This window comes from Corallococcus macrosporus DSM 14697 (assembly GCF_002305895.1).
Classification (GTDB): domain Bacteria; phylum Myxococcota; class Myxococcia; order Myxococcales; family Myxococcaceae; genus Myxococcus; species Myxococcus macrosporus.
This window is the reverse complement of record NZ_CP022203.1, coordinates 412,501-435,251: the sequence shown is the minus strand read 5'-3', so window position 1 is coordinate 435,251 and position 22,751 is coordinate 412,501. Positions and strand designations below refer to the sequence as shown.

At 68.9% G+C, this 22,751-nt stretch carries 17 protein-coding genes, 2 tRNA genes and 3 rRNA genes (1 of these 22 running past the window's edge); 10 read left to right on the top strand and 12 right to left on the bottom strand.

The genetic code is table 11. The features are described 5' to 3' along the window. Window positions 1-269: 269 nt before the first annotated feature. Window positions 270-2,231 carry a potassium transporter Kup gene (locus tag MYMAC_RS01855; RefSeq protein WP_095956814.1) on the bottom strand — a complete coding sequence of 654 codons (1,962 nt, stop codon included), beginning with the start codon at window positions 2,229-2,231 and terminating at the stop codon, window positions 270-272. A 278-nt stretch (window positions 2,232-2,509) separates the two neighbouring features. On the opposite strand from MYMAC_RS01855, the gene MYMAC_RS01850 reads away from it, so the two are divergent. Continuing rightward, a complete protein-coding gene (locus MYMAC_RS01850; protein ID WP_095956813.1) occupies window positions 2,510-4,003 on the top strand; it encodes a sensor histidine kinase in 1,494 nt (497 codons plus the stop codon). Between the two features lie 34 nt (window positions 4,004-4,037). Here MYMAC_RS01850 and MYMAC_RS01845 read toward each other — a convergent pair whose 3' ends face one another. Continuing rightward, window positions 4,038-4,583 (bottom strand): hypothetical protein, encoded by a 546-nt coding sequence (locus tag MYMAC_RS01845; protein ID WP_013936480.1) that lies wholly within the window; start codon window positions 4,581-4,583, stop codon window positions 4,038-4,040. Between the two features lie 261 nt (window positions 4,584-4,844). Between MYMAC_RS01845 and MYMAC_RS01840 the strand changes: the two genes are divergently transcribed. After that, window positions 4,845-5,780 (top strand): acyl-CoA desaturase, encoded by a 936-nt coding sequence (locus MYMAC_RS01840; protein WP_095956812.1) that lies wholly within the window; start codon window positions 4,845-4,847, stop codon window positions 5,778-5,780. 83 nt (window positions 5,781-5,863) lie between these two features. Here the strand turns inward: MYMAC_RS01840 and MYMAC_RS01835 are convergent, their stop codons facing one another. Then, window positions 5,864-6,307 (bottom strand): group II truncated hemoglobin, encoded by a 444-nt coding sequence (locus MYMAC_RS01835; protein ID WP_013936482.1) that lies wholly within the window; start codon window positions 6,305-6,307, stop codon window positions 5,864-5,866. 163 nt (window positions 6,308-6,470) lie between these two features. Between MYMAC_RS01835 and MYMAC_RS01830 the strand changes: the two genes are divergently transcribed. Further along, window positions 6,471-8,516: a hybrid sensor histidine kinase/response regulator gene (locus tag MYMAC_RS01830; RefSeq protein ID WP_238539927.1), complete on the top strand. Its 2,046-nt coding sequence runs from the start codon at window positions 6,471-6,473 to the stop codon at window positions 8,514-8,516. A 6-nt stretch (window positions 8,517-8,522) separates the two neighbouring features. On the opposite strand, the gene MYMAC_RS01825 is transcribed toward MYMAC_RS01830, so the two are convergent. Then, the gene (locus tag MYMAC_RS01825) at window positions 8,523-9,407 is read right to left on the bottom strand and encodes a 5'-3' exonuclease (protein ID WP_013936484.1); all 885 of its coding nucleotides are present in this window, start codon (window positions 9,405-9,407) and stop codon (window positions 8,523-8,525) included. Between the two features lie 211 nt (window positions 9,408-9,618). Between MYMAC_RS01825 and MYMAC_RS01820 the strand changes: the two genes are divergently transcribed. From MYMAC_RS01820 to MYMAC_RS01810, 3 genes are read left to right on the top strand one after another with little or no spacing between them, the layout of a single operon-like run. Continuing rightward, window positions 9,619-9,978 carry a DUF4398 domain-containing protein gene (locus MYMAC_RS01820; RefSeq protein WP_095956811.1) on the top strand — a complete coding sequence of 120 codons (360 nt, stop codon included), beginning with the start codon at window positions 9,619-9,621 and terminating at the stop codon, window positions 9,976-9,978. Between the two features lie 27 nt (window positions 9,979-10,005). Next, window positions 10,006-11,244: an OmpA family protein gene (locus MYMAC_RS01815; RefSeq protein WP_095956810.1), complete on the top strand. Its 1,239-nt coding sequence runs from the start codon at window positions 10,006-10,008 to the stop codon at window positions 11,242-11,244. Between the two features lie 23 nt (window positions 11,245-11,267). Further along, the gene (locus tag MYMAC_RS01810; RefSeq protein WP_095956809.1) at window positions 11,268-11,858 is read left to right on the top strand and encodes a GNAT family N-acetyltransferase; all 591 of its coding nucleotides are present in this window, start codon (window positions 11,268-11,270) and stop codon (window positions 11,856-11,858) included. Window positions 11,859-11,866: 8 nt separating this feature from the next. Here the strand turns inward: MYMAC_RS01810 and MYMAC_RS01805 are convergent, their stop codons facing one another. Further along, the gene (locus tag MYMAC_RS01805) at window positions 11,867-12,622 is read right to left on the bottom strand and encodes a DUF1338 domain-containing protein (protein WP_095956808.1); all 756 of its coding nucleotides are present in this window, start codon (window positions 12,620-12,622) and stop codon (window positions 11,867-11,869) included. A gap of 409 nt (window positions 12,623-13,031) precedes the next feature. After that, on the bottom strand, window positions 13,032-13,550 hold the full coding sequence (locus MYMAC_RS01800; RefSeq protein WP_013936489.1) for a hypothetical protein: 519 nt from the start codon (window positions 13,548-13,550) through the stop codon (window positions 13,032-13,034). 149 nt (window positions 13,551-13,699) lie between these two features. On the opposite strand from MYMAC_RS01800, the gene MYMAC_RS01795 reads away from it, so the two are divergent. Continuing rightward, window positions 13,700-14,224: a GNAT family N-acetyltransferase gene (locus MYMAC_RS01795; RefSeq protein WP_239989274.1), complete on the top strand. Its 525-nt coding sequence runs from the start codon at window positions 13,700-13,702 to the stop codon at window positions 14,222-14,224. Window positions 14,225-14,310: 86 nt separating this feature from the next. Here MYMAC_RS01795 and MYMAC_RS01790 read toward each other — a convergent pair whose 3' ends face one another. Beyond that, on the bottom strand, window positions 14,311-15,867 hold the full coding sequence (locus MYMAC_RS01790) for a DUF7151 family protein (protein WP_275663161.1): 1,557 nt from the start codon (window positions 15,865-15,867) through the stop codon (window positions 14,311-14,313). 695 nt (window positions 15,868-16,562) lie between these two features. On the opposite strand from MYMAC_RS01790, the gene MYMAC_RS01785 reads away from it, so the two are divergent. From MYMAC_RS01785 to MYMAC_RS37495, 3 genes are all read left to right on the top strand, one after another. Next, window positions 16,563-17,087: a phage tail protein gene (locus MYMAC_RS01785; RefSeq protein ID WP_013936493.1), complete on the top strand. Its 525-nt coding sequence runs from the start codon at window positions 16,563-16,565 to the stop codon at window positions 17,085-17,087. A 587-nt stretch (window positions 17,088-17,674) separates the two neighbouring features. Further along, window positions 17,675-17,905, top strand: coding sequence for an AI-2E family transporter (locus MYMAC_RS37500; protein ID WP_239989273.1), 231 nt, complete (start codon window positions 17,675-17,677; stop codon window positions 17,903-17,905). A 436-nt stretch (window positions 17,906-18,341) separates the two neighbouring features. Next, a complete protein-coding gene (locus MYMAC_RS37495; protein ID WP_013936496.1) occupies window positions 18,342-18,512 on the top strand; it encodes a hypothetical protein in 171 nt (56 codons plus the stop codon). Between the two features lie 96 nt (window positions 18,513-18,608). Here the strand turns inward: MYMAC_RS37495 and rrf are convergent. From rrf to MYMAC_RS01750, 5 genes are all read right to left on the bottom strand, one after another. After that, window positions 18,609-18,725: ribosomal RNA gene (rrf, locus tag MYMAC_RS01770) — 5S ribosomal RNA — on the bottom strand. 161 nt (window positions 18,726-18,886) lie between these two features. Then, a 23S ribosomal RNA gene (locus MYMAC_RS01765) occupies window positions 18,887-21,849 on the bottom strand. Window positions 21,850-22,120: 271 nt separating this feature from the next. After that, window positions 22,121-22,193: transfer RNA gene (locus MYMAC_RS01760), tRNA-Ala, on the bottom strand. A 72-nt stretch (window positions 22,194-22,265) separates the two neighbouring features. After that, a tRNA-Ile gene (locus MYMAC_RS01755) sits at window positions 22,266-22,342 on the bottom strand. 211 nt (window positions 22,343-22,553) lie between these two features. After that, window positions 22,554-22,751, bottom strand: a 16S ribosomal RNA gene (locus MYMAC_RS01750) (it continues 1,340 nt past the right edge of the window). The 16S, 23S and 5S rRNA genes sit together here with 2 tRNA genes alongside, the layout of an rRNA operon.

The following is a 22,751-nucleotide window of genomic DNA, read 5'->3' as shown; positions in this document are numbered from 1 at the left end:
GGTTTCGGACGAGGGGTGTCGGGGGACACCGATTGGCGGAGTACCGAGCTTCGTTCCGTCCGCGGAGGACTGATTCCGTCGAACGAAAATGATTTTCGGCTCACGGTCTGATTTGTTGCTTCCTGCCGTAATTTTACGTCCCGAGGGTAAATCTGGACGCAGATGTGGCAGGGAAGCGCAGGCCGGGACACAGCATCGCCATTCGACGCGAAGAGTCAAGGGAAGAGATGGGGTGAATCCCACCCGCCCTGGCTCAGGCGTTCACGACGCTACAACTCCACCTGCGCGCCCAGCTCCACCACCCGGTTGGGGGGGATGCGGAAGTACGAGGTGGCGCTGCGGGCGTTGCGGCTCATCCAGGCGAAGAGCGACTCGCGCCACACGGCCATGCCCGGGCGCCTGGTGGGAATCAGCGTCTCCCGCCCCAGGAAGAAGCTGGTGCCCATGAGCTGGAACTGGAGCCCCTTCTCGCGGCAGCGCTTCAGCACGTCGGGGATGCCCGGGTTCTCCATGAAGCCGTAGCGCGCCACCACGCGCACGAAGCCCTGCTCCAGCGGCTCCACCTCCACGCGCTCGGCGGGCGGCACGTGCGGCAGCTCCTCGGAGAGGATGGTCAGCAGCACCACCTGCTCGTGCAGCACCTTGTTGTGCTTGAGGTTGTGGAGGAGCGCGGGCGGGGTGCCCTCCGCGTTGCCCGTCATGAAGATGGCCGTGCCCGGCACCCGCACCGGCGGGTGGTCTCCGAAGCTGTCCAGGAGCTGCTTCAGCGGGATGCTGGACGCGCGCAGCTTGGCCGCCAGGATGTCGCGCCCCCGCTTCCACGTCGTCATCAGCGTGAAGACGACCATGGCCATCAGCAGCGGGAACCAGCCGCCGTCGGCCACCTTCACCGCGTTGGCGCCGAAGAAGGCCAGCTCCACCACCAGGAACAGCCCCACCACGGGGATGGCCACCCAGCGCCGCACGCCCCACAGCTCGCGGGCCACCACGTAGGCCATCAGGGTGGTGATGACCATGGCCGTGGACACCGCGATGCCGTACGCCGACGCCAGCGCGCTGGAGGAGCGGAAGCCCAGCACCAGCGCCACCACGCCCACCAGCAGCGCCCAGTTCAGGCCGGGCAGGTAGATCTGCCCCATCTCCTCCGCCGAGGTGTGCACCACCTCCATGCGCGGGCTGTAGCCGAGCTGCATCGCCTGGCGCGTCAGGGAGAACACGCCGGCGATGAGCGCCTGCGACGCGATGACGCCCGCCACCGCGGCCAGCGCCACCAGCGGGTACAGCATCCAGGAGGGCGCCAGCAGGAAGAAGGGGTTGCGCGCGGCGCTCGCGTCGCGCAGCAGCAGCGCCCCCTGCCCCAGGTAGTTGAGCATCAGCGCTGGCAGCACCATGGAGAACCACGCGAGCTGGATGGGCTTGCGGCCGAAGTGGCCCATGTCCGCGTAGAGCGCCTCACAGCCCGTCACCACCAGGAACACGCCGCCCAGCACCAGGAAGCCGTGCAGGTGGTTGTGACGGAACAGCTCCACCGCGTGCCAGGGCGACAGCGCGCCCAGCACCGCCGGGTTGTGCACCAACTCCTTCACGCCCAGCCCCGCCAGCGTGAGGAACCAGACGCACATGACGGGCCCGAACACCGCGCCGATGTCCGCGGTGCCGTGCCGCTGCACCAGGAAGAGCCCCACCAGGATGACCAGGGTAATGGGGATGACGTAGGGGTCGAAGACGTCCGTGGCCACGTGCAGGCCCTCCACCGCGCTGAGCACGGTGATGGCCGGGGTGATGACGCCATCTCCATAGAGGAGCGCCGCGCCGAAGATGCCCAGCGTGATGAGCACCGGGCGGGAGCGGTGCGACGGCTGCGCTCGCTGCCGCTGCATCACCAGCGCCATCATCGCCAGGATGCCGCCTTCGCCGCGGTTGTCCGCCCTCACCACCAACAGCAGGTACTTCACCGACACGATGATGAGGAGCGACCAGAAGATGAGCGACAGCACCCCCAGCACGTTCGCGGGCGTCGGCGGAATCCCGTGCGGCCCCGAGAAGCACTCGCGCAGCGCGTACAGCGGGCTCGTTCCGATGTCGCCGTAGACGATGCCCAGGGCCCCGAGGGCCAGCAGCGCGGAGCGCTTGAAGGTGTCCGGGCCCTCTTTGACTTCTTCGCCGCCCGGCACTCCGGTGGTGGTCGCTTTCACGGAGCCGCGCTTTAGCTGAACCCGGGCCCAGAGCAACCGCCACCGTGTCGGCCAGGAAGTAATCACCTGTGCGCCTGGCGCCTCCCCTCCTTGGGGCCACGGGGCTCCAGGGCGGAGCGTGCGTCCAGAACGAACACTCCCAGGATGGGGATGTTCGCCAGCCGCGCCGCGGGAGGACCCGGTCCGCACAGACGCGCCCCGCTCCGGTACAGCCATGCGCCCATGCAGGACCGATGGGTGAGGGGGACTTGATGATGGTGGCGGCACTCGGTCAATCAGAGGCCCGGCGGTCCGAAGCACGGGGGCCTGCGGCGATGGAAGCCCTCCTCCGGGTCTCCCCGGTGGCCATCCACCTGTTGGACCTGGATGGCACGGTGCGGCTGTGGAACCCCGCCGCCGAGCGGCTCTTCGGCTGGCGCCAGGACGACGTGCTCGGCCACCGCGCGCCCTGGGCCACCGGCGCCCGCTGGGAGACCTTCCTCCACCACCAGGAGCAGGCCGCGCGGGGACTGGCCCCTTCCAGCCTGGAGCTGGAGCTCCACCGGCGCGACGGCACCCCCGTCCAGGTGGAGCTGTGGACGGCGCCCATGCCCTCCTCCACCGGCCCCGCCCAGCACCTGGCGCTGCTGGTGGACCTCACCGAGCGGCGCCGGGACGAGGCCGCCCGGCAACGCCTGCTGGACGCCAGCGACGGACTCGCGTCCAGCCTGGACCCGGACGCGACGCTGGAGCACCTGGTGCGCCTCGCCGTGCCCGCCCATGCCGAGTCCTGTCGCGTGTTCCGCGAGGACGTCCCGGGCCAGCCGCGGCGCGTGGCGTCGGCGGGCGTGGAGGCGCGGTCCCCCGCCACCACCGAAGCGGCCGCCCTCCCGGATGGAGCCACGGTGTCGCCGGATGAAGCCACGGTGTCGCGCGTCATCGCCACCGGCGAGCCGGCGCTGCACGCGGGGCCGCCGTCCTGGCTGTGCGTACCGCTGGCGAGGACGGGCGCGCTCGTCCTCAGCACCTCGGAAAGGGCCTACACGCTCCGGGAGCTGGCGCTGGCGCGCGAGCTGACCCGCCGGGCGTCGCTCGCCCTGGACAACGCGCGCCTGTATCACGAAGCGCGGCAGGCCCTCCGCGCGCGCGACGAGGTGCTGGCCATCGCCAGTCATGAGCTGAAGTCCCCCATCAGCGCGCTGCGACTCCAGGTGCAGAGCCTGCGCGCCGCGCTGGAGCGCGCCCCGGAGGCGCTCCTCCGCGAGCGGCTGCACCGGGGCCTGGACCTGGTGGGCCGGCAGGTGAAGCGGCAGGCGAAGCTCATCGACGCGCTGCTGGACGTGTCCCGCATCCACGCGGGACGGCTGGCCCTGACCCCGGAGCCCGTGGACTTGAGCGCCCTGGTGCGCGAGGTGGCGGAGCGGCTGGAGCTGGAGTTCGCGGGCACGGGCGCCCACCTGACGTTGACGCTGCCCACGGACGCCCATGGCCACTGGGACCGGCTGCGCCTGGACCAGGTACTCACCAACCTGGTGTCCAACGCGGTGAAGTACGGCCGGGGCAACCCCGTCGAGGTGGCGCTGTCCAGCACGGACGCCCAGGTGCGCCTGGACGTGCGGGACGCGGGCATCGGCATCGCGCCGGAGCACCTGCCCCGCCTCTTCCACCGCTTCGAGCGCGCCGTGTCGGACCGGGACTACGGCGGCGTCGGCTTGGGCCTGTGGATTGTCCGGGAGGTGGTGGAGGCCATGGGCGGCCACGTCTCCGCGAGCAGCAGCCCCGGCGTGGGCTCCACCTTCACCGTCGTCCTGCCGAAGACGCGCGGGTGAGGACGCCCGAGCCCCGCCCGCGCGCGAGCGCCCCTCACAGCGCGAGGAACAGGATGGCGGCCTTCTCCTCGGGGCTCGCCGCGAGGAACTCATCCGGCAGCCAGATTTCCGAACCGGGCGTCATGGCCCGGTCGCAGCTCCGCCGCCCCGTGTAGAAGCGGTTCGACTGCTCCGCCTTCAGCCGGTAGGTGCAGTCGCGCACGTAGAGGGTGAGCTCGCTGGGGCTCAGCTTCAGGTTGACGGGGCGTCCGCCAAAGCCGCCCTTGGCCACGATGGCGTCGCCTTCCTTCGTCACCGTCAGGTTCACCGGCGCGCCCCCCACCGCGCCCTCCACCCGCCCGTCCTTCAGGGCCAGGGTGAAGTTGCCCTTCAGCCCACGGCCCGTCAGCGCCCCGGGCGAGCGCGCCACCTGGAAGTCCGCGCCCGTCACCGCCTCCGGCGTCATCTCCAGGTTGAACGACTGGAAGGCAATCTTCAGGTTGATGGCGTCCTGCTTCGGCGCGGCCATCGCCACGCCCGCCCCCAGCACCACCCCCAGCACCACCACGCTCCGGCGGAGCGGCATCAGCATGCGCTTCATGTGGAGACCTCCTCGTACGGTTTCATCCCCGGCTGAATAACGACACAGTGGCCACGGGATACCGGCCCGTCACTCGCCCTGAAGCAACCCCCTGGAATTGCTCTCGCACCCGTGGCCCCCCCGCCGCCGTCCACGCCGTGGGCGCGCGCCGTGAACGGCGTTGACACCTGGCCCCAGCCCCCATGCGCAACCCCGCGGAATCAGGCCCCTCCCGCGGTGGCAGGCCCCTTGCGATGGCCCCCCTCCCGAAAGGAGCGGGCCATGACGGACACGGGCAGCACGCGGTGGGGGACGGCGACGCTGGACGGAGGCAGGGTGCTGCGCTGGGGCCTCCTGCACGCGGGGGCGCTGGTGGGAGGCGCCTGCTTCTTCTCGTGGAGCGCGGTGGCGGTGTTCGCCGGGCTGACGGCGGTGACGATGTGCCTGGGCGTGTCGGTGGGCCTGCACCGGGGGCTCATCCACCGGGCCTTCCGCGCCCCGGCGCCCGTGGAGCACGCGCTGGCGCTGCTCGGCACGCTGGCGGGCCTGGGCGGGCCCCTGGGCATGAGCCGGATGCATGACCTGCGCGACTTCCACCAGAACCAGCCGGAGGCGGACTGCCCGCCCTACTTCGGCTACCGCGAGGGCTTCGCGCGCGCCATGGCCTACGCCCTCTTCCACACCTGGCACCCGCGCGACGGCGCCGCGCCCGCGGCCCCGCACCTCGAGGAGGACGCGTGCTTCCGGAGGCTGGAGCGCGCGGGCCTGTGGCTCCAGCTCCCGCTCGCCCTGGTCCTGTATGCCCTGGGCGGCGCGAGCTGGGTGGCCTGGGGCGTCCTGGTGCGGCTGGCGCTCACCCAGGACGGCTTCTGGTGCGTCCACTACGTGAGCCATGTGGAGGGCGACCAGCCCTACGAGCTGCCGGGCCGCGCCGAACAGGGGCGCAACGCCGGCTGGCTGGCGCTGCTGAGCATGGGCGAGGCGTGGCACAACACCCACCACGCCTACCCGGCCTCGGCGCAGATGGGGCGCGGCTGGCGGCAACCCGACCCGGGCTGGTGGGCGGTGCGCGCGCTGGCCGCGCTGCGGCTGGTGCACGACGTGAAGACGCTGGCCCACCTGCCGCTGCGCCCGGACACCCGGGTGCGTGTCCCGGAGCCCCGTGACGCCCCGAGCACCGGCGCCCTGTGCCTGAAACGCGCCTGGGGCCGCACCTGAGCGCCCCGCGTCATGCCGCGGGGCCTGGCGCCACACGGCCAGCGCCCCGCCCAGCAACGAGGCGTGGCGCCCCGCGGCGGGCCTCACTCCTCGACGTTGCGCAGGAAGTCCGCCACCTGGGCGAAGCGCTGGTCCAGGAAGCGGCGCAGACCGCCGCGGATGCCCCGCGCGTCCATGGCCCGCTGCATGGAGCGCAGCCAGGCATCCCGCATGGCGACGCCCACGGGCAGGTGGCCGTGCCGCATCCGCAGTCGCGGATGGCCATGACGTTCCGTGTAGTCCTGCGGGCCCCCCAGCCATCCGGCGAGGAACAGGCCAAAGCGCTCGCGCGTGCCGCGGTTCACCTTCCCCTCGGCGTCCAGCTCGTGCAGGCGCGCCAGCTCGGGCTCGTGAGCATCCATGGCGTCGTAGAAGGCCTCGGACAGGGCCATGGCCGCCTCGGTGCCGCCCAGCCGATGGAACGGCAGGTCATTCGCGCTGGGCACCCAGTCGTCTTCGGTGGGCAGGTTCAGTTGCTGTACGGACATGACTTCCTTCTACCGCCGGAAGCGCCCGGCTTCATGGGGACTCGACATCCGCCCTCGTTCGCCGAGGTGATGGGCGGCGGACAGAGAGGCAGGCGATGCGTGGTCTGCCTGCCCTGGAAGATTTGACCTGGACGAGAGGCGGTTGCTAGAGCCACGGCCACCCGTGCCCATTCCCCCCCGCGTCGCACCGTCGCCTCCCGTGGTCTGGGTACTCGACGACAGCCCTGTTGAGACCCAGGCCATGTGCCGCGCGCTGGAGCCCCACTGCCGGGTCACCGGGTATCTGGACGGCGCCTCCCTGCTGGAGTCCCTCACCCAGGGGCCCCCACCCGAGGTCCTCGTCCTGGACTGGCACCTGCCCGGCATGTCGGGCCTGGAGGTCTGCCGCTTCGTGCGAGGCAACCCCGCCACGGAGCACCTGCCCGTGCTGCTCATCACCGGCAACACGCGCGCGGAGGACGTGGTGGAGGGCCTGTCCGCGGGGGCCAATGACTACGTCTTCAAGCCCTTCCGCCCGGTGGAGCTCGCCGCGCGGGTCCAGACGCTGGCGCAGTGGGAGCGCACCCGGCGCAAGACGCTGGAGGAGGAGCGCGCGCGGCGCCGGCGGCTGGAAGGCACCCTGACGGAGGTCCAGGCCGCCGAGGAGCGCGCCTGGCGCAGCGAGCTGCGCTTCCGGCTGGCGGCGCGCGCCACGCGGGACGCGGTGTGGGAGTGGGACCCGCGCACCGGCCTCAGGGACTGGACGAACGGCCTGCAGGAGGTGTTCGGCTACGCCCCCGGCACCATCCAGGACGAGCACCGCTGGTGGGAGGAGCGCCTGCACCCGGAGGACCGCGCGCGCGTCGTCGCCGGGCTCCAAGCCACGCTCGACGGCACCGAGCACGAGTGGCAGGACACCTACCGCTTCCAGCGGGGCGACGGCACCTGGGCCCATGTGTCGGACCGCTGCCACATCATCCGCGACGCGCAGGACCGGGCCACGCAGGTGGTGGGCGCGATGCAGGACATCACCGAGCGCCAGCAGGCCGAGGCCGCCCGCGCCCGGCTCCTGGAGCTGGAGCGCAGCGCCCGCGAGGAGTCGGACCGGCAGCGCGCCATGCTGGCCACGCTCTTCGAGCAGGTGCCCGCGCTGCTCGGCGTGCTGAGCGCGCCGGACCAGCGCTGCGTGGTGGCCAACGCGCGGCTGCGGCAGCGCTTCGGCCAGCGGCAACTGGTGGGGCACACGCTCCGCGAGGCCCTGCCGGAGCTGGAAGGCCAGAACGTCCTGGAGCTGCTGGACACCGTCTTCGCCACCGGCGAGCCCTTCAGCGCCCGGGAGCTGCCCGTGCGCCTCCCCGAGGAGAGCTACTTCGACTTCATGTACCAGCCGATGCTGGACGCCGGTGGACGCCTGGCGGCCGTCATCCTCTTCGCGGTGGAAGTCACGGACTCCGTCCTGGCGCGGCGCAAGGAGTCGGAGCTGGCGCAGCAGATGAAGGCTCGCGCGGACTTCGAGCGGCAGCTCATCGGCATCGTCAGTCACGACCTGCGCAACCCGCTGGGGGCCATCACCCTGGCGGTGTCCATGATGTTGCAGCGCGGCCCGCTGGATGAGCGGCAGGAGCGGCAGGCGCAGCGCATCCGCAACTCCGCGGACCGCGCGACGCGGATGATTCGCGACCTGCTGGACTTCACCCGCGCGCGGCAGGGCACGGGCCTGCCGGTGTATCCGCAGCCCATGGACCTGCACGAGGTGGTGCGCGCCGCGATGGACGAGGTGCACGCCGGCTGGCCCGACAGGCACCTGGAGACGGCCTTCAGCGGCGACGGCGCGGGGACCTGGGACCCGGACCGGCTGGCGCAGCTCATTGGCAACCTGGTGGGCAATGCCTTGCAGTACAGCCCGTCCGGCACGCCGGTGCGGGTGACGTCCCGGGGCGATGACGACGGCGTCGTGCTGGAGGTCCACAACCTGGGCCCGGCGATTCCGCCAGAGCGCCAGTCGCGCATCTTCGAGCCGCTGGAGCGCGCCACGGTGCGCCCGGAGGACCAGGGCCGGCGCAGCATCGGCCTGGGGCTCTACATCGTGCGCAGCATCGTCCTGGCCCACGGCGGCACGGTGGAGGCGCGCTCGTCGGAGGAGGAGGGCACCACCTTCACCGTGCGGCTGCCCCGCCACGCGCCCACGTCGCTGCCGGTGCGCCCCCATGGAGACGAGGCCGCGGGGTAGCGCGGCTCAGGGCGCCCAGCGCTTGGGGCGGCGCTTGAGCGTCGTCAGGCCCAGCCGGTCGCAGAAGGCCTCATAGGCGGCGGCCGGCACGCCCTTCCACGCCAGGTCCTCCAGGGAGGACGTCCCCGGCAGCGGCGCGTCCGTCACCAACGTGGCCAGCCGCCGGTAGAGCAGCGCCGCGTCGCGGTGCTCGCGCAGCGTCGCGGCCAGCTTCTCCGCGCCCCGGGGACGCACCTTCCACTCGGACGCCTCCGCGGGGATGTCCTCCAGGTGGCCATGCGCGCTCAGCAGCGAGGACGCGCCCTTCTCCCCGAAGCCCGGCAGGCCGGGGATGCCGTCCGCCGCGTCGCCCATCAGCGCCAGCAGGTCCGGCACGCTCGCGGGTGGCACGCCCAGCTTCGCGCGCACCGCGTCCTCGTCGAGCACCTTCTCCTGCCGCCGGTCCACCTGCACCACGCGGCTGCCGCGCACGCACTGGCCCAGGTCCTTGTCGGGGGTGAGCAGCCGCACCTGCTCCACCGTGTCCGCCCAGCGGGCCGCGGCGGTGGCCAGCGCGTCGTCCGCCTCCTGCTCCTTCATGGACCACGCGGTGACGCCCAGCGCGCGCACGGCCTCCTCCGCCAGGTCGAACTGCGCGTGCAGCTCGGGCGGGACGCCCTCGTCGCTCTTGTAGCCGTCGAACAGCGCGTTGCGGAACGAGCGGATGGGGTTGTCGAACGCCACCGCCACGTGCGTCACCGCCTCGTCCGCGTCGTGGAGCAGCGCGAGCAGCGAGGACATCAGCCCCACCGTGGCCTTCACGTCCTGCCCATCCGGCGCGGCATGCCCCGGCCGGGGCGAGAAGTGGGCGCGGTACAGCTCATAGGTGCCGTCGACCAGGTGCAGGCGCATGCCGCCCTCTCTACCCTTGGCGGCGCACGCCGGCCAGCGCCCAGGCGCGCCCGTGAAGGGAAGTCCCCATCCGGAGGCGCAGCGCCCGCGCGGCTGCCCGCCCGCTCTTCGGCCGGCCCTGCCACGGTTGAATTGCCGGCCTGTCACCGCGGCCCCACCTCTACGTCTGGGCGCGTCCGCGTCCTCATGTGATGTGGCGGAGGTGGAGACCATGCGCCTGAAGCTCGCGGCGGTGCTGCTGGGGTTGACGATGGTGGGCTGCGCCGGACGGCAGGTGCTCCCCGCGACGAACGAACACCGCGTGCAGGCCGAGGCGTCGCTGCGCGCGGCGGAAGGCGCGGGCGCCGGCCGGGTGCCGGAAGCGGCTGTCCACCTGGAGTTCGCGCGGCAGCAAATCGCGGACGCGGAGCGGCTGTGGGTGGAAGGTGAAGCGGAGGCCGCGGAGCTGCGCTTCATGCAGGCGGAAGCGGACGCGGAGCTGGCGCTCGCGCTGGCCCGGGCCGTCCCGCTGGAGCGCGAGTCGCGACGCACGGCCGCCCAGGCGGAGTCCCTGCGCCGCGGCCTGCCCTGAGCCGACAACCTGAGAGGAGAGAGCGACATGCTGAAGCGTGGATGGAAGGCCCTCGCTGGCGTCACGGCCCTGGCCGCCGTCGGGTGCGCACATGCCCCGCCACCACAGGAGCTCCTCGACGCGCGCGCGGCGTACCAGGAGGTCTCCACCAGCCCCCAGGGCCGTGAGCGTCCCCGCGACATCGCGGCGGCCCGGGACGCGCTGCTGGAGGCGGAGCGGGAGTACGACCGAAGCCAGGACTCCCCTCGCACCCGCTCGCTGTCCTACGTGGCGCTGCGCAAGGCGGAGACGGCGGGGGCCCGCGGCACCGCGGAGCTGGCGGCGCGGCGCCAGGCCGAAGCCCAGGCCGCGCTCCAGCAGGCCCAGGCGCGGCGGTGGCAGCGCTCCCAGGCGGAGCTGGACGCGGCCCGCCAGCAGCTCGCCCAGGCCGAGCGTGAGCGGCTGCAAGCCCTCCAGCAACAGCAGCAGGCCCGCAGCCTCGCGGTGACGCAGCAGCGGGAAGCCGAGCGCATGCGGCTGGAAGCGCAGCGGCGCCAGCAGGCCGCGGAGCAACTGAGGCAGGTGGCCCAGGCGCAGGAGGCCGAGGCCCGTCGCCTGGCGGAGAAGACCACGCGGCTCCAGCAAGAGGAGCAGCGACGCATGCACGCCGAGGCCGAGTCCCAGCGCCTGGCCCAGGAGAACCACGAGCTGCTCCAGCGCACGGCGGAGCTCGAGGCGGAGCAGGAGGCGCGCCGCATGGCGGAGCAGGCGCTGGAGCGCGAACGGCAGGCGAGGCTCGACGCGGAACAGCGCGCGACGGAGGCCCTGACGCGCCTGGAATCCACCACCCAGGACGTGAAGGTGCGCGAGGAGTCACGGGGCCTGGTGCTGACGCTGTCGGGGCAGGTGTTGTTCGCGTCCAACGCGGTGGACCTGCTGCCAGCGGCGCGCGAACAACTGACGGAGGTGGCCTCCGCGCTGAAGGAGACCGACAGCCCCATGCTCATCGAGGGCCACACGGACTCCCTGGGCACGGACGCGATGAACGAGGCGCTGTCCTACCGGCGCGCGGAGCGCGTGCGTGAGTTCCTCATCAGCCAGGGCGTGAGCCGCGACCGCATCGAGGTGCGCGGCCTGGGCGAGTACCGGCCCGTCGCCAACAACTCCACCCCGGAGGGCCGGGCCAACAACCGGCGCGTGGAAATCATCCTCCCGCGGGGCGAGGAGGCCGTGGGCGGCAGCGGCCTCGAGGCCCCCAGGCCGGAGGACGCGCGGCCTCCGCGCTGAAATCCAACGGACCCCGGGGTTGAATGCCCGCCATGGGCCCAGACGCCGTCCCCAGCCTGCTGACCACCGAGCGCCTGCATCTGGTGCAACCGCCACCGGATGCGGCGTGGCGGGTGCTCGCGTACCACGAGGCGAACCGGGACCACGTCTCGGCGGTATCGCCCGAGCGGCCGGCCAACTTCTTCTCGGTGACGTACTGGCGCACGCGGCTCGCGCAGGACCGCGAGGACTTCCGGCGGGACCTGTCGCTGCGCGTGTTCCTGCTGCCTCGGGGCCAGCCCCTCTCGCTGGCGCCCATCATCGGCAACGTGTCGCTCACCCACATCCGCCGGGGGCCGTTTCAGTCCGCGGACCTGGGTTATGGCCTGGACCACCGCTACGAAGGCCAGGGCCTGATGACGGAGGCCTTGCGCGCGCTGTGTGACTACGCCTTCACCGTCATGGGCCTGCACCGCCTCCAGGCCAACCACCTGCCGGAGAACCAGCGCAGCGCCGCGGTGCTCGAGCGGCTCGGCTTCCAGGTGGAGGGCCTCGCGCGGGGGCTCCTGCTCATCGACGGCCAGTGGCGCGACCACGTCCTCAACGCGCTGCTTGCCCCGGGCCACCGTGAATGACGCGCGGGCTACTCGCCCCGCTTCGTCATGTCGAAGAGCGCTCGCGCCTGGGGGCCGAGGAAGCCGTCGAAGTCCGGCGTGCGCTGGGCAATCTCGAAGTAGGCGTAGGGCCAGGAGCGGGTAGCGCCGCCCTTGAGCGCCACCGGGAGCGGCGCGGCCTGGGTGGCCGTCTGCCGCAGCGACGTGCCGGGCGCGCCCTCGATGTCGGCCTTCATCGGGACACCGGCCTCGCGCATGCGCCGTTGCCAGGCCTCCACGTCGTCCACCGAGCCGGTGAAGTGGTTCACCTTGCGGCCGAAGGCGAGCAGCCAGGCGCCGTACTGGGACTCCCGCTCCAGCTCCAGCAGCGCGGCCTCATCCGGCGGCGGCGGCGGAGCGAACCACGCGGCCAGCGCCTCCACGTCGTCCGGAGGCGGCCGGTCCTCGGGGAGCGTGGCGAGCAGCTCCCGGGCGCGCGCGGACAGCTCCTCCTGCTTCAGCTCGGAGATGAAGACCCGGGGCAGGCCCGCCGGATGTGACAAATAGATGGCGGACAGGTGCGCATCCGGAAAGGTGTACGCGCCCGCGGCCTTCCAGCCGAGCCGGATGAAGGGTTGGGAGAAGCGCGCGATGCCGCCGCCGGGCCGGGCCAGCGAGCGGAGCGCGACATGGTCGTTGCGGAAGCTGCCTCCGGAGAGCTGCACGAAGGTGCGCGCGTAGGGCACCTCCGAGGCGTAGCGCTCCCACAGCAGGTCCAGGAGGCGGTGGGCGGAGTCGGTCGTCATGGCGCGCGAATCTAGCGCCGCCACCCGCCGAAGGCCGCCTCGGCGGCCCTGCCACCGTCCGGCGGAAAAAAGAGCGGCGGCGCGCCTCTCCGGGTCCTTGGAGGGGACTTCAACCAGAGACGCGCGCCGCCGAGCAGCGAAGCTGCTGAAGACTCGCCTTGGAGTTTCGAGTCTTCACACCGATGGTATGCATTGACTTCTTCCCCGCCACTCCACCCGCCACCCGGAAGCGAGCGCCGAAATAGGGTGTGCCGACGGAAAATGCCAGCACACCACAAGCGGCCCCACCCATGCTGTGTTGAGCTACCTTGAAGCCCTGCTAATCCAAAGCCTGTGGCCGCAACATTCCACCGGAGATGTGTGAATGGCGGCTCACATCATTTGAATGAGAGAAATTGAGAACTGAGAGTCAGTGCAGATGTTCGGGGAGCATGGGCAGGCCGTGGAAGAAGCGCCGCCCGCTCTCGAAGCGGCGGTGGAAGCAGAGGCGATCATCCAGGTAGAGCCGGGCCATCTCCTCCTCGCCATACGCGGTGAAGAAGGTGGCGCGGGCCTCGTCGCACGCGGCCTCGTACGCGGCGCGCAGGGCCTCCCAGTCCTCGGGTGGAGTCTCCTCGCCGCTGAGCCAGGCGCCCTGCGCCACGCCGTACTCGCGCTCCATCAGCTCCAGCTCCAGCGCCAGGCGGCACACGCGCGGCTCCTCGCCAATCGCCTCGTCCGCCATGATGGTGAGGATGTGGGCCACCAGGAAGAAGCCAGCGTCGGGCGGGACCACGCCCTCCGCACGCGCGGCGCGAAAGGCCACCAGGAGCTGCGCGTCCATCGCGTCGTCCCCCAGCTCCAGCAATTGGGCGGCGAGGCCGCGCCACCGCGCCTCCACCTCCAGGGTGGCCTGAAGGTCCAGCGCCTCGTCTCGCGTCTTCTTCATGGTGTGGCTCCTTCGGGAACTGCTCCCGAAAATCTCATCCGGGTCTGACGTCCAACCACGATTGCCAGGACGTCCGGATTTACGGCTGCTTGCATCCGCCGTTGGGCGGATGACGGCGCGGCGCCGCGGCGTCCGCTGATGGACGCGTCATGGCCCGGCGAGCCATGCTGCCTGGCACCGTGTCCATTGACCTGCGCGCCGCGACGGCCTCGGACGAACCCTTCCTCTTCGCGCTGTACGCCAGCACCCGGCAGGCAGAGCTCGCCGCCTGGGGCTGGGCGCCCGCACAGCGCGATGCCTTCCTGCGGATGCAATGGATGGCGCAGTCCCATGACTGGGCGGCGCGCCATCCCCGCGCCGACCACCAGGTGGTGTGCCTCCAGGGCCAGCCCGTGGGCAGGCTGCTCCTCGCGAAGGACGCGGCGGAGTGGCGGGTGGTGGACATCGCCCTGCTGCCCGAGCACCAGGGCGGCGGCGTGGGCACCCGGCTGCTGACCCAGGTCCGGGATGAAGCCGCGAAGGCGGGTGTCCCCCTGCGGCTGCGGGTGCTGCGAACCAACCCCGCGCGCAGGCTGTACGAACGCCTGGGCTTCCAGGTGGACGCCGCGCCTCCCGAGGAGGCCGCCGCCCCTTACGTCTCCATGACGTGGACACCCGCGCCACGCCAGGGCTGAAGCACAGCGGAACCATGCGCTGGAAACACGAACGGCCCGCGAGCTGATTGCCCGCGAGCCGTCGCATCCCCCCAAACCGCCGTGGCCTACAGGAACACGTTCTCCGGCGTGGGCGTGATGGTCCGCAGGTCATAGCCGACGGCCCCCGCTTCGGGCAGTTGAGGCGCGGACAGCGTCCCGCCGCCGCCCGAGCCGCCGTTTCCGCCGCACGCGCCACCACCGCCACCCGCGGCAATGGCCTGGCTGGCGCCCGTAGGATTCGCGGTGGCGCCCCCGGCCCCCGCGGACACGAGGATGCCACCCGTCACGTTGGGCGTGGTGGAGGAGAGGAGGTGGACGATGCCGCCGCTACCGCCGCCACCACCGCCCTTGCCCGCGCCGCCCGCGTTGTTGCCCGCGCCGCCGTTGCCGCCCACCGCGCGGACGAAGCCGCCCACGGTGATGGAGCCCTTGCCCACGAGGACGACGACACCGCCCGCGCCACCACCCGAGCCAGGCAGGTTGCCGGCGGTTCCTCCGCTCTCACCGTTGGCATTGATGGCACCACCGGGAGGAACCCGGAGCGCGCCCTGCGCGAGGATGACGAGGGAGCCGCCGCCCTTGCCAAAGTTCACTCCGCTCTGCTTGGCACCCGAGCCACCGCCCAGGCCACCTGGACGAAGGAGCTGCGCGGCCTGAAGCGGGAGCAGCCCGCGCCCCCCCTGCGGCTCACCCGCGGCGGAACGCGCCACGCCCGCCTCCGCGGGCCCGGTGCCGTTGTCCTCGGCGCTGGTGTCCACGATGAGGGTTCCGCTGACGGTGACGTCTCCCGTCGCCCGGATGACCGTGCCGCTGGGGACAATCAGCGTGCCGCTGATGGTGACGTTGGTGAACTGCAGGTGCTGCCGGCCGGCCAGCGAGTTGTAGCCAGACACCGTGGTCAGATCGATGGTGTTGCCCATGGGAACGTTGAAGGCTCCAGCGGACCCGTCACCGTAGGCCCCCAGCGAGCCCGTGGCCCCCTGCGGCCCTGTCGGTCCCTGCGGCCCGCTCGGACCAGCGGGTCCCGTCGCGCCAGCAGGACCCGTCGCGCCCGCGGGCCCCACCGCCCCTTGCGGGCCCTGAGGGCCGTTGCACACGAAGCGCGTGAGGGAGAGGTCCTCCTCGCCCGCATCCAGCGTCCCATTGCGGTTGGTGTCGACGCCGGTCTCCAGCCGCACGCCGCCGGTGGCGCAGTTGCCAGACGCAGGCTCCAGCGTGGTCCGCATCACCGTGCCCAGGCCGACCTCCCCCTGGGGCCCCGTGGCTCCCGCCGGGCCCACCGGCCCCTGCTCCCCCGTGGGGCCTTGCTGCCCCGTCGGGCCCGCGGGACCCACCGCGCCCGCGGGTCCCACCGGCCCCAGCTCACCCTGGAGGCCCTGCTCCCCCTGCGGGCCGACCGGCCCGGGGACGCCCTGCTCACCACGAAGCCCCTGCGGCCCCACCGGACCTTGCGGCCCCGTAGGCCCCACGGGCCCCAGCTCGCCGTTGCACACGTAGCGGGTGAGCGAGGCATCCACCTCCGCCTCCTCGAGCTCCCCGTTCCGGTTGACGTCGACGCCGGTCTCCACCACCACGCCCCCCTGGGCGCAGTTCTCACCGGCCGACTCCGAGGCCGTCCGCACCAACGCCGTCAGGCCAATCGGCCCTTCGGGTCCGCCAGGGGGGCCAGCGGGTCCCTGCTCGCCCTGAGGACCTTGAGGCCCCACGGCGCCCGGCTCCCCCTGAGGGCCAGCGGGTCCTTCCGGGCCTGTCTCACCTTGAGGGCCCTGAGCCCCAGCGGGACCGGCGGGCCCTTGCGGCCCCTGTGGTCCCGGCGTGCCCTCATCACATGCTGACAGCACCAGCAGCGCCGTCAGCGGCAGCGCCTGAAACCACTTCTGATACAGCGGTCGTCGCCAGTTCTCTTGCGTCATCGGCCGGTCTCCTCGTCGTGAAACGACATGCCGCGGCCCTCTGAGCAAACCCCACGCCACGGCAAGCAGACCGGGCGCGACCCCTGAGGTTCGGCGGTAACCGGGCAGATTCTCTCCTGGAGCGCAACCCACGAGACACTGCCCTGGCGTCTGAGATGGACGCATCCGCGTTTCACCGGCACGCGGATCCGCGGCGTCGGGGCGGGACGCATTCGCGTCTGGAACGGACGCATGAACACGCCTGACACAGCGAGCCACGGAGCCACCGCGCCTCACGTTTCACTGCATGCCGCTGTCACACACACATGAAACACGCGCGGATTCAGCGCTGGCCGGACCTTTGCTCTGGGAGGAAGCGCAGCACGCGTTGTCATGCAGCTCCTCTTCTCGAAAGGTAGACGCACGTGTCAGAGCCCTTCATCGGTCAGGTCATGATGTTCGCAGGCAACTTCCCTCCGCGAGGCTGGGCTTTCTGCCAGGGGCAAATTCTCTCCATCGCCCAGAACACGGCGCTCTTCTCCATCCTCGGCACCACGTATGGCGGCAACGGGCAGACGACGTTCGCGCTGCCGGACCTGCGAGGCCGGTATCCCATGCAGCCGGGACAAGGCCCGGGCCTGTCGCCGCGCACCCTGGGAGAGCAGGGCGGCACTGAAACCGTGACGCTGATTGCGAACCAGATGCCCGCGCACACCCACTCCTTGAACGTGAGCAGCCAGCAGGGCGATACGGAGACCCCGGTGGGGACAGTGCTCGCGGCGGACTCCACGGCGACCGTGCTCAACTACCGGGCCGCGCCCATTGACGGGACGATGAACCCCGCGGCCATCGGTGTCGCCGGCGGCAGCCAGCCGCACAACAACATGTCTCCCTTCCTCTGCATCAACTTCATCATCGCCCTGGAAGGCATCTATCCGTCGCGGAACTGAAACACCGTGAGCCTGTGAGGGCGCGGCGCCTCGCTCCCGTTCCGGCGTGCGAGGCGCTCCCTGCCACGGCCCAGCGCCAACGCGCGCCGCCCTCATCGCACCGCGGCCCGGGTCCGCATCGCCCCTGAACGACAGGGAGGGTCGCCCGTCCCAGGAATGGTGGGCACGTCGGGGGAAAGAGCGGCGCGGGGCTCGAGCGGGGGCGGCGGTGACGGAGCGCGACGGCGGAAGACAAGGCTCCCAGGTCACACCGAAGGCGGTGTTCACCGTCTGTGCTTCCGTGGTCGCGCTCGTCCCCTGGTGGTCAAGACGCGGGTGGCGCCTACCCAGACGGGCATCACCCTCATCCTGGCGGACGGGCATCACCCTCATCCTGGCGCTGGAGCATGGCGCCGTATCGCTGGAGCGCCTCAAGCCGCCCTGGCTGCCAGCCATTACCCTGGTGGTGACCGCGCTGCTGGTGGTCGTCGCCACGCTCCAGCCTGGTCCCCTACGTCGGACCGCTCATCGCGGGAGGCGCCATCCCCCTGCTGACATGGGCCACCAAGGGGACCTGAGACGCGGCAATCACCCGCGTCTACTTCCTAATGGACGGACAGCCCGAGCGCGACGTCCTGGCGCCGCTCATCTTCCGGCGAAAGGTGCACGTCCATCCGCCGCGCATCCTCCTGGCGGTGCTGTTCTGCGCGGAGCTGGCGGGCATTGTCGGCGCGGTAGTCGCGGTGCCCGTGGCCGCCACCATCCCCATCATCCCCCGGGAAGTCCTCCAGTTCCGGCAGGAGCGCGGCGCGTCCGGCCCGCCAGCGGGCCCGGCATGAAGCCCTGAAGGGAGAAGGTGATGGCCGCAGGTCCACTCCCGTGGCTGCTGACCCATGGCTCAGCAGCGTTGCTCTTCGCCGCGCTGGTGGCGGGCGGACTGGGAGCGCCCATTCCCGAGGATCTGGTGCTGCTCTCGCTGGGCATCCTCGCGCAGCGGGACGTCCTCCCCCTGGCCCTGGCGTTGGCCGTGCCGATGGCGGGCGTGCTCTGCGGAGACACTGCCCTCTTCCTCACCGCCCGAAAGCTGGGCCCCGCGCTGTACGAGCACCCGCGGATGAGGAAGCTGCTGCCACTTGAGCGCCAGGAGAAGCTCAACCGGCTCTACTCGCGCCATGGCGGGCGCTGTGTCTTCGTCGGGCGCTTTCTCTCGGTACTCCGCGGCGCCGTCTTCATCATGGCCGCGCTGCACTGCGCCACTTCCTGCTGTGGGACGGGGTGGCGCTCTGCCTCAGCGCGCCGGTGGTGGTGGGGTTGGGCTACGCCTTCTCGCACAGCGTGGACGCAGTGGCGAAAGGGGCGACGCGGGCCGAGCACGTGCTGGTGCTGGCCACGGTGGCGGCGCTGCTGGCCGTGGGCGCCGTGCGCCGGCTGCGGGCCCGGCGCTGAAGCCGCCTGGTGCCAGCAGCCCCCGGAGTCTGCACGGGGCCCCAAATACGAAAGCCCCCGGTGTCCACGAGGGACACCGGGGGCTTTCCAAAAAGAATCCGGCAGCGACCTACTCTCCCGCGCGGTTTCCCGCGAAGTACCATCGGCTCTGGAGGGCTTAACTTCCGTGTTCGGGATGGGAACGGGTGGGACCCCTCCGACATAGCCACCGGAAAACAAGCGACAGTGCATACAAAGGGTAAGTTTCAATTCATTGCTGAGCGAATGTCTCGCTGTGCGTATTTCAGTCTTCCAGGCGAGTGCATGAAGCACTCGAGCCTCGGCCTTGGCCCCGAGTCCCTTACTCCCCACGAGGGGGCATGCAAGAGAATGGGGAAAGTAAGCCTCACGACCAATTAGTACCGGTTAGCTGAACGTGTTACCACGCTTACACACCCGGCCTATCAACGTCGTAGTCTTCGACGGGTCTTCAGGGGCTTGCGCCCGGGATACCTGGTCTTGAGGTCGGTTTCCCGCTTAGATGCTTTCAGCGGTTATCCAATCGGCACATGGCTACCCAGCGATGCCTCTGGCGAGACAACTGGTACACCAGCGGTGCCTCCAACCCGGTCCTCTCGTACTAAGGTCAGAGCCTCTCAAGTATCCTACGCCCACAGCAGATAGGGACCAAACTGTCTCACGACGTTTTGAACCCAGCTCGCGTACCGCTTTAATTGGCGAACAGCCAAACCCTTGGGACCTGCTCCAGCCCCAGGATGCGATGAGCCGACATCGAGGTGCCAAACCTCCCCGTCGATGTGAACTCTTGGGGGAGATAAGCCTGTTATCCCCGGAGTACCTTTTATCCGTTGAGCGATGGCCCTTCCATTCAGGACCACCGGATCACTATGACCTGCTTTCGCACCTGCTCGACGTGTCCGTCTCGCAGTCAAGCTCCCTTATGCCATTGCACTCGACGCCCGGTTTCCAATCGGGCTGAGGGAACCATCGCGCGCCTCCGTTACTTTTTGGGAGGCGACCGCCCCAGTCAAACTACCCACCAGACAGTGTCCCAATCCCGGCTGACGGGACATGGTTAGACACCAGAAATCAACAGGGTGGTATTTCACCGTTGCCTCCACCGAACCTAGCGGCCCGGCTTCAAAGGCTCCCACCTATCCTACACAGTCAATCCCTAGTGTCACTGTCAAGTTATAGTAAAGGTTCACGGGGTCTTTCCGTCTTGCTGCGGGTAAACTGCATCGGCACAGCTATTTCAATTTCGCTGAGTCCCTCTCCGAGACAGCGCGGAAGTCGTTACTCCATTCGTGCAGGTCGGAACTTACCCGACAAGGAATTTCGCTACCTTAGGACCGTTATAGTTACGGCCGCCGTTTACTGGGGCTTCGGATCATCGCTTCACCTTGCGGCTGACGAATCCCCTTAACCTTCCAGCACCGGGCAGGAGTCAGACCCTATACGTCGGCTTGTCGCCTTCGCAGAGTCCTGTGTTTTTGGTAAACAGTCGCTACCGCCATTTCTCTGCAACCTCTCTCGGCTTCGGCTGTACGCCTACACCTACCAGAGGCCCACCTTCTTCCGAAGTTACGGTGGAAATTTGCCTAGTTCCTTGGAGGAGAGTTCTCTCAAGCGCCTTAGGATTTTCTCCTCGCCCACCTGTGTCGGTTTACGGTACGGACACCCTGTAAGCTCCCTACGGGACTTTTCTTGGAAGCAGAGCATCAGCGACTTACCCCTGACGGGGCGCCATGGAGTCTCGGGGATGACTGCCGCGCCTTTATTCGTACGCGACACCCCTACACCTTTAGACTGGCACAACCACCGGCCAGCTCGCCTAGCTTTCTCCGTCCTCCCTTAGTTCAACGCTCACAAGATGGTGCAGGAATATTAACCCGCTTTCCATCACCTACGCCTTTCGGCCTCGGCTTAGGTTCCGACTAACCCTGGGAAGATTAACTTGACCCAGGAAACCTTGGGCTTACGGCGAGGGGGTTTCTCACCCCCTTTATCGCTACTCATTTCGGCATCAGCACTCCCAGTCGCTCCAGCCGCCTTTTCAGTCGACCTTCGCTGCAACTGGGACGCTCCCCTACCGCCACACGCTTTACGTATGGCCCGAAGCTTCGGCACTAGTCTTGAGCCCCGTTACATTTTCGGCGCGGCCTGTCTTGACCAGTGAGCTATTACGCTTTCTTTAAAGGATGGCTGCTTCTAAGCCAACCTCCTGGTTGTCAATGACCTGCCACATCCTTTCTAGTGTTCACTTAGACTAGATTTGGGGGCCTTAGCTGTCGGTCTGGGTTATTCCCCTCTTGCCAATGGACGTTATCACCCACTGACTGCGTCCCGGGATAACAATTGCCGGCATTCGGAGTTTGGTACGGTTTGGTAATCTGGTGAGACCCCTAGCCGTTCCAGTGCTCTACCTCCGGCATTGAATTGCCCGAGCCGATACCTAAATATCTTTCGGGGAGAACCAGCTATCACGGAGTTTGATTGGCCTTTCACCCCTACACACAGCTCATCCCAGAAATTTTCAACTTTCACGGGTTCGGTCCTCCATGCGGTGTTACCCGCACTTCAACCTGGCCATGTGTAGATCACCCCGCTTCGGGTTATAATACACGCAACTATTCGCCCTGTTCGGACTCGCTTTCGCTCCGGCTCCACCTAACGGCTTAGCCTCGCTACGTATATTAAGTCGCCGAATCATGATGCAAAAGGTACGCTCTCGCACTGGGTTGCCCCGTAGTGCTCGAACTGCTTGTAGACATGCGGTTTCAGGTTCTTTGGACTCCCCTTACCGGGGTTCTTTTCACCTTTCCCTCGCGGTACTAGTTCACTATCGGTCGCCAAGGAGTATTTAGCCTTACCGGATGGTCCCGGCTGATTCAGGCAGGATTGCACGTGTCCCGCCCTACTTGGGTAACCCACTCAGCTCCAACCCGCTTTCGCGTACGCGACTATCACGCTCTTTGGTGCCTCTTTCCAGAAGCTTCCGCTAGCAAGTCAAAGTCCTACCGTGGACCCTCTACCCCGACGCCACTTTCGTGGTTTCGGTTTGGGCTGCTCCCATTTCGCTCGCCACTACTTTGGGAATCACTCGTTGTTTTCTCTTCCTCAGGGTACTGAGATGTTTCACTTCCCCTGGTTAGCTCCATTCCACCTATGTATTCAGTGGAAGGTAACACCGCTATTCGCAGTGCTGGGTTTCCCCATTCGGACATCCCCGGATCAACGCTCGGTTGACAGCTCCCCGGGGCTTTTCGCAGCCACCCGCGTCCTTCATCGCCTCTTGGCACCTAGGCATCCACCGCACGCCCTTAGTAGCTTACTTGCCCTAATCTCTTGTTTCACGCCCGCCTCCCGGCGGATTGTCGAAACTCGAAACCAAGGCCCAGACTCCTGCTCTTCGCAGCAAGCCTGGAAGACTTCTTTGTTACTTACGCTTGATTGGGCACCTGACTGCTTCCCTCGCCTCCGCCTCACGGCGTCGGTTTCGGTACTTGTCAGGGCCTCTGCGAGAACTTCTCTCAGCAGAAATTGAACTTACCCTTCGTATGCACTTGTCAAAGAACGCTTCCCTCATTGCTTCAGGGAAACTTGTGTGGAGCTGATCGGGTTCGAACCGACGACATCCAGCTTGCAAAGCTGGCGCTCTCCCAGCTGAGCTACAGCCCCGGGAAAAATTGCCCACGGCCATTCTACCATGCTGGTGCGCGTCACCGCTTTCCTCCTCCGCTGAGGAGGAAATGGTGGGCCTAGGTGGACTTGAACCACCGACCTCGCGCTTATCAGGCGCGCGCTCTAGCCAGCTGAGCTATAGGCCCAGGGGGCTACCGCGTCGGCAAACCCTACAGCGTCCTTCATTCTCAAAGAGCCGAGTCCTTGACTCAGTCCTTCAAAACCAAACAGCAAGCCCGAAGCCTTCAGCTAGATTGTTACTCGGAAACGTTGACCTGGTTGACCTGACGCGACTCGAAGAGTCGCTGGCATCGCCTACTGCACTCGAAAGTGCTGTCCGATGCCCGGTCTCCTTAGAAAGGAGGTGATCCAGCCGCAGGTTCCCCTACGGCTACCTTGTTACGACTTCACCCCAGTTACCGACCACTCCTTGGGCACCTCTTGGTGAGATGACTTCTGGAGCAATCGACTCCCATGGTGTGACGGGCGGTGTGTACAAGGCCCGGGAACGTATTCACCGCAGCGTGCTGATCTGCGATTACTAGCGATTCCGCC

Excerpts from the sequence above, each read along its gene's own strand:
- MYMAC_RS01835 (WP_013936482.1), bottom strand. The coding sequence starts at position 6,307 with ATGTCCGTACAGCAACTGAACCTGCCCACCGAAGACGACTGGGTGCCC.
- MYMAC_RS01840 (WP_095956812.1), top strand. The coding sequence starts at position 4,845 with ATGACGGACACGGGCAGCACGCGGTGGGGGACGGCGACGCTGGACGGA.
- MYMAC_RS01810 (WP_095956809.1), top strand. The coding sequence starts at position 11,268 with ATGCCCGCCATGGGCCCAGACGCCGTCCCCAGCCTGCTGACCACCGAG.
- MYMAC_RS01805 (WP_095956808.1), bottom strand. The coding sequence starts at position 12,622 with ATGACGACCGACTCCGCCCACCGCCTCCTGGACCTGCTGTGGGAGCGC.
- MYMAC_RS01850 (WP_095956813.1), top strand. The coding sequence starts at position 2,510 with ATGGAAGCCCTCCTCCGGGTCTCCCCGGTGGCCATCCACCTGTTGGAC.
- MYMAC_RS01800 (WP_013936489.1), bottom strand. The coding sequence starts at position 13,550 with ATGAAGAAGACGCGAGACGAGGCGCTGGACCTTCAGGCCACCCTGGAG.
- MYMAC_RS37500 (WP_239989273.1), top strand. The coding sequence starts at position 17,675 with ATGGACGGACAGCCCGAGCGCGACGTCCTGGCGCCGCTCATCTTCCGG.
- MYMAC_RS01815 (WP_095956810.1), top strand. The coding sequence starts at position 10,006 with ATGCTGAAGCGTGGATGGAAGGCCCTCGCTGGCGTCACGGCCCTGGCC.
- MYMAC_RS01795 (WP_239989274.1), top strand. The coding sequence starts at position 13,700 with ATGGCCCGGCGAGCCATGCTGCCTGGCACCGTGTCCATTGACCTGCGC.
- MYMAC_RS01825 (WP_013936484.1), bottom strand. The coding sequence starts at position 9,407 with ATGCGCCTGCACCTGGTCGACGGCACCTATGAGCTGTACCGCGCCCAC.
- MYMAC_RS01820 (WP_095956811.1), top strand. The coding sequence starts at position 9,619 with ATGCGCCTGAAGCTCGCGGCGGTGCTGCTGGGGTTGACGATGGTGGGC.
- MYMAC_RS01845 (WP_013936480.1), bottom strand. The coding sequence starts at position 4,583 with ATGAAGCGCATGCTGATGCCGCTCCGCCGGAGCGTGGTGGTGCTGGGG.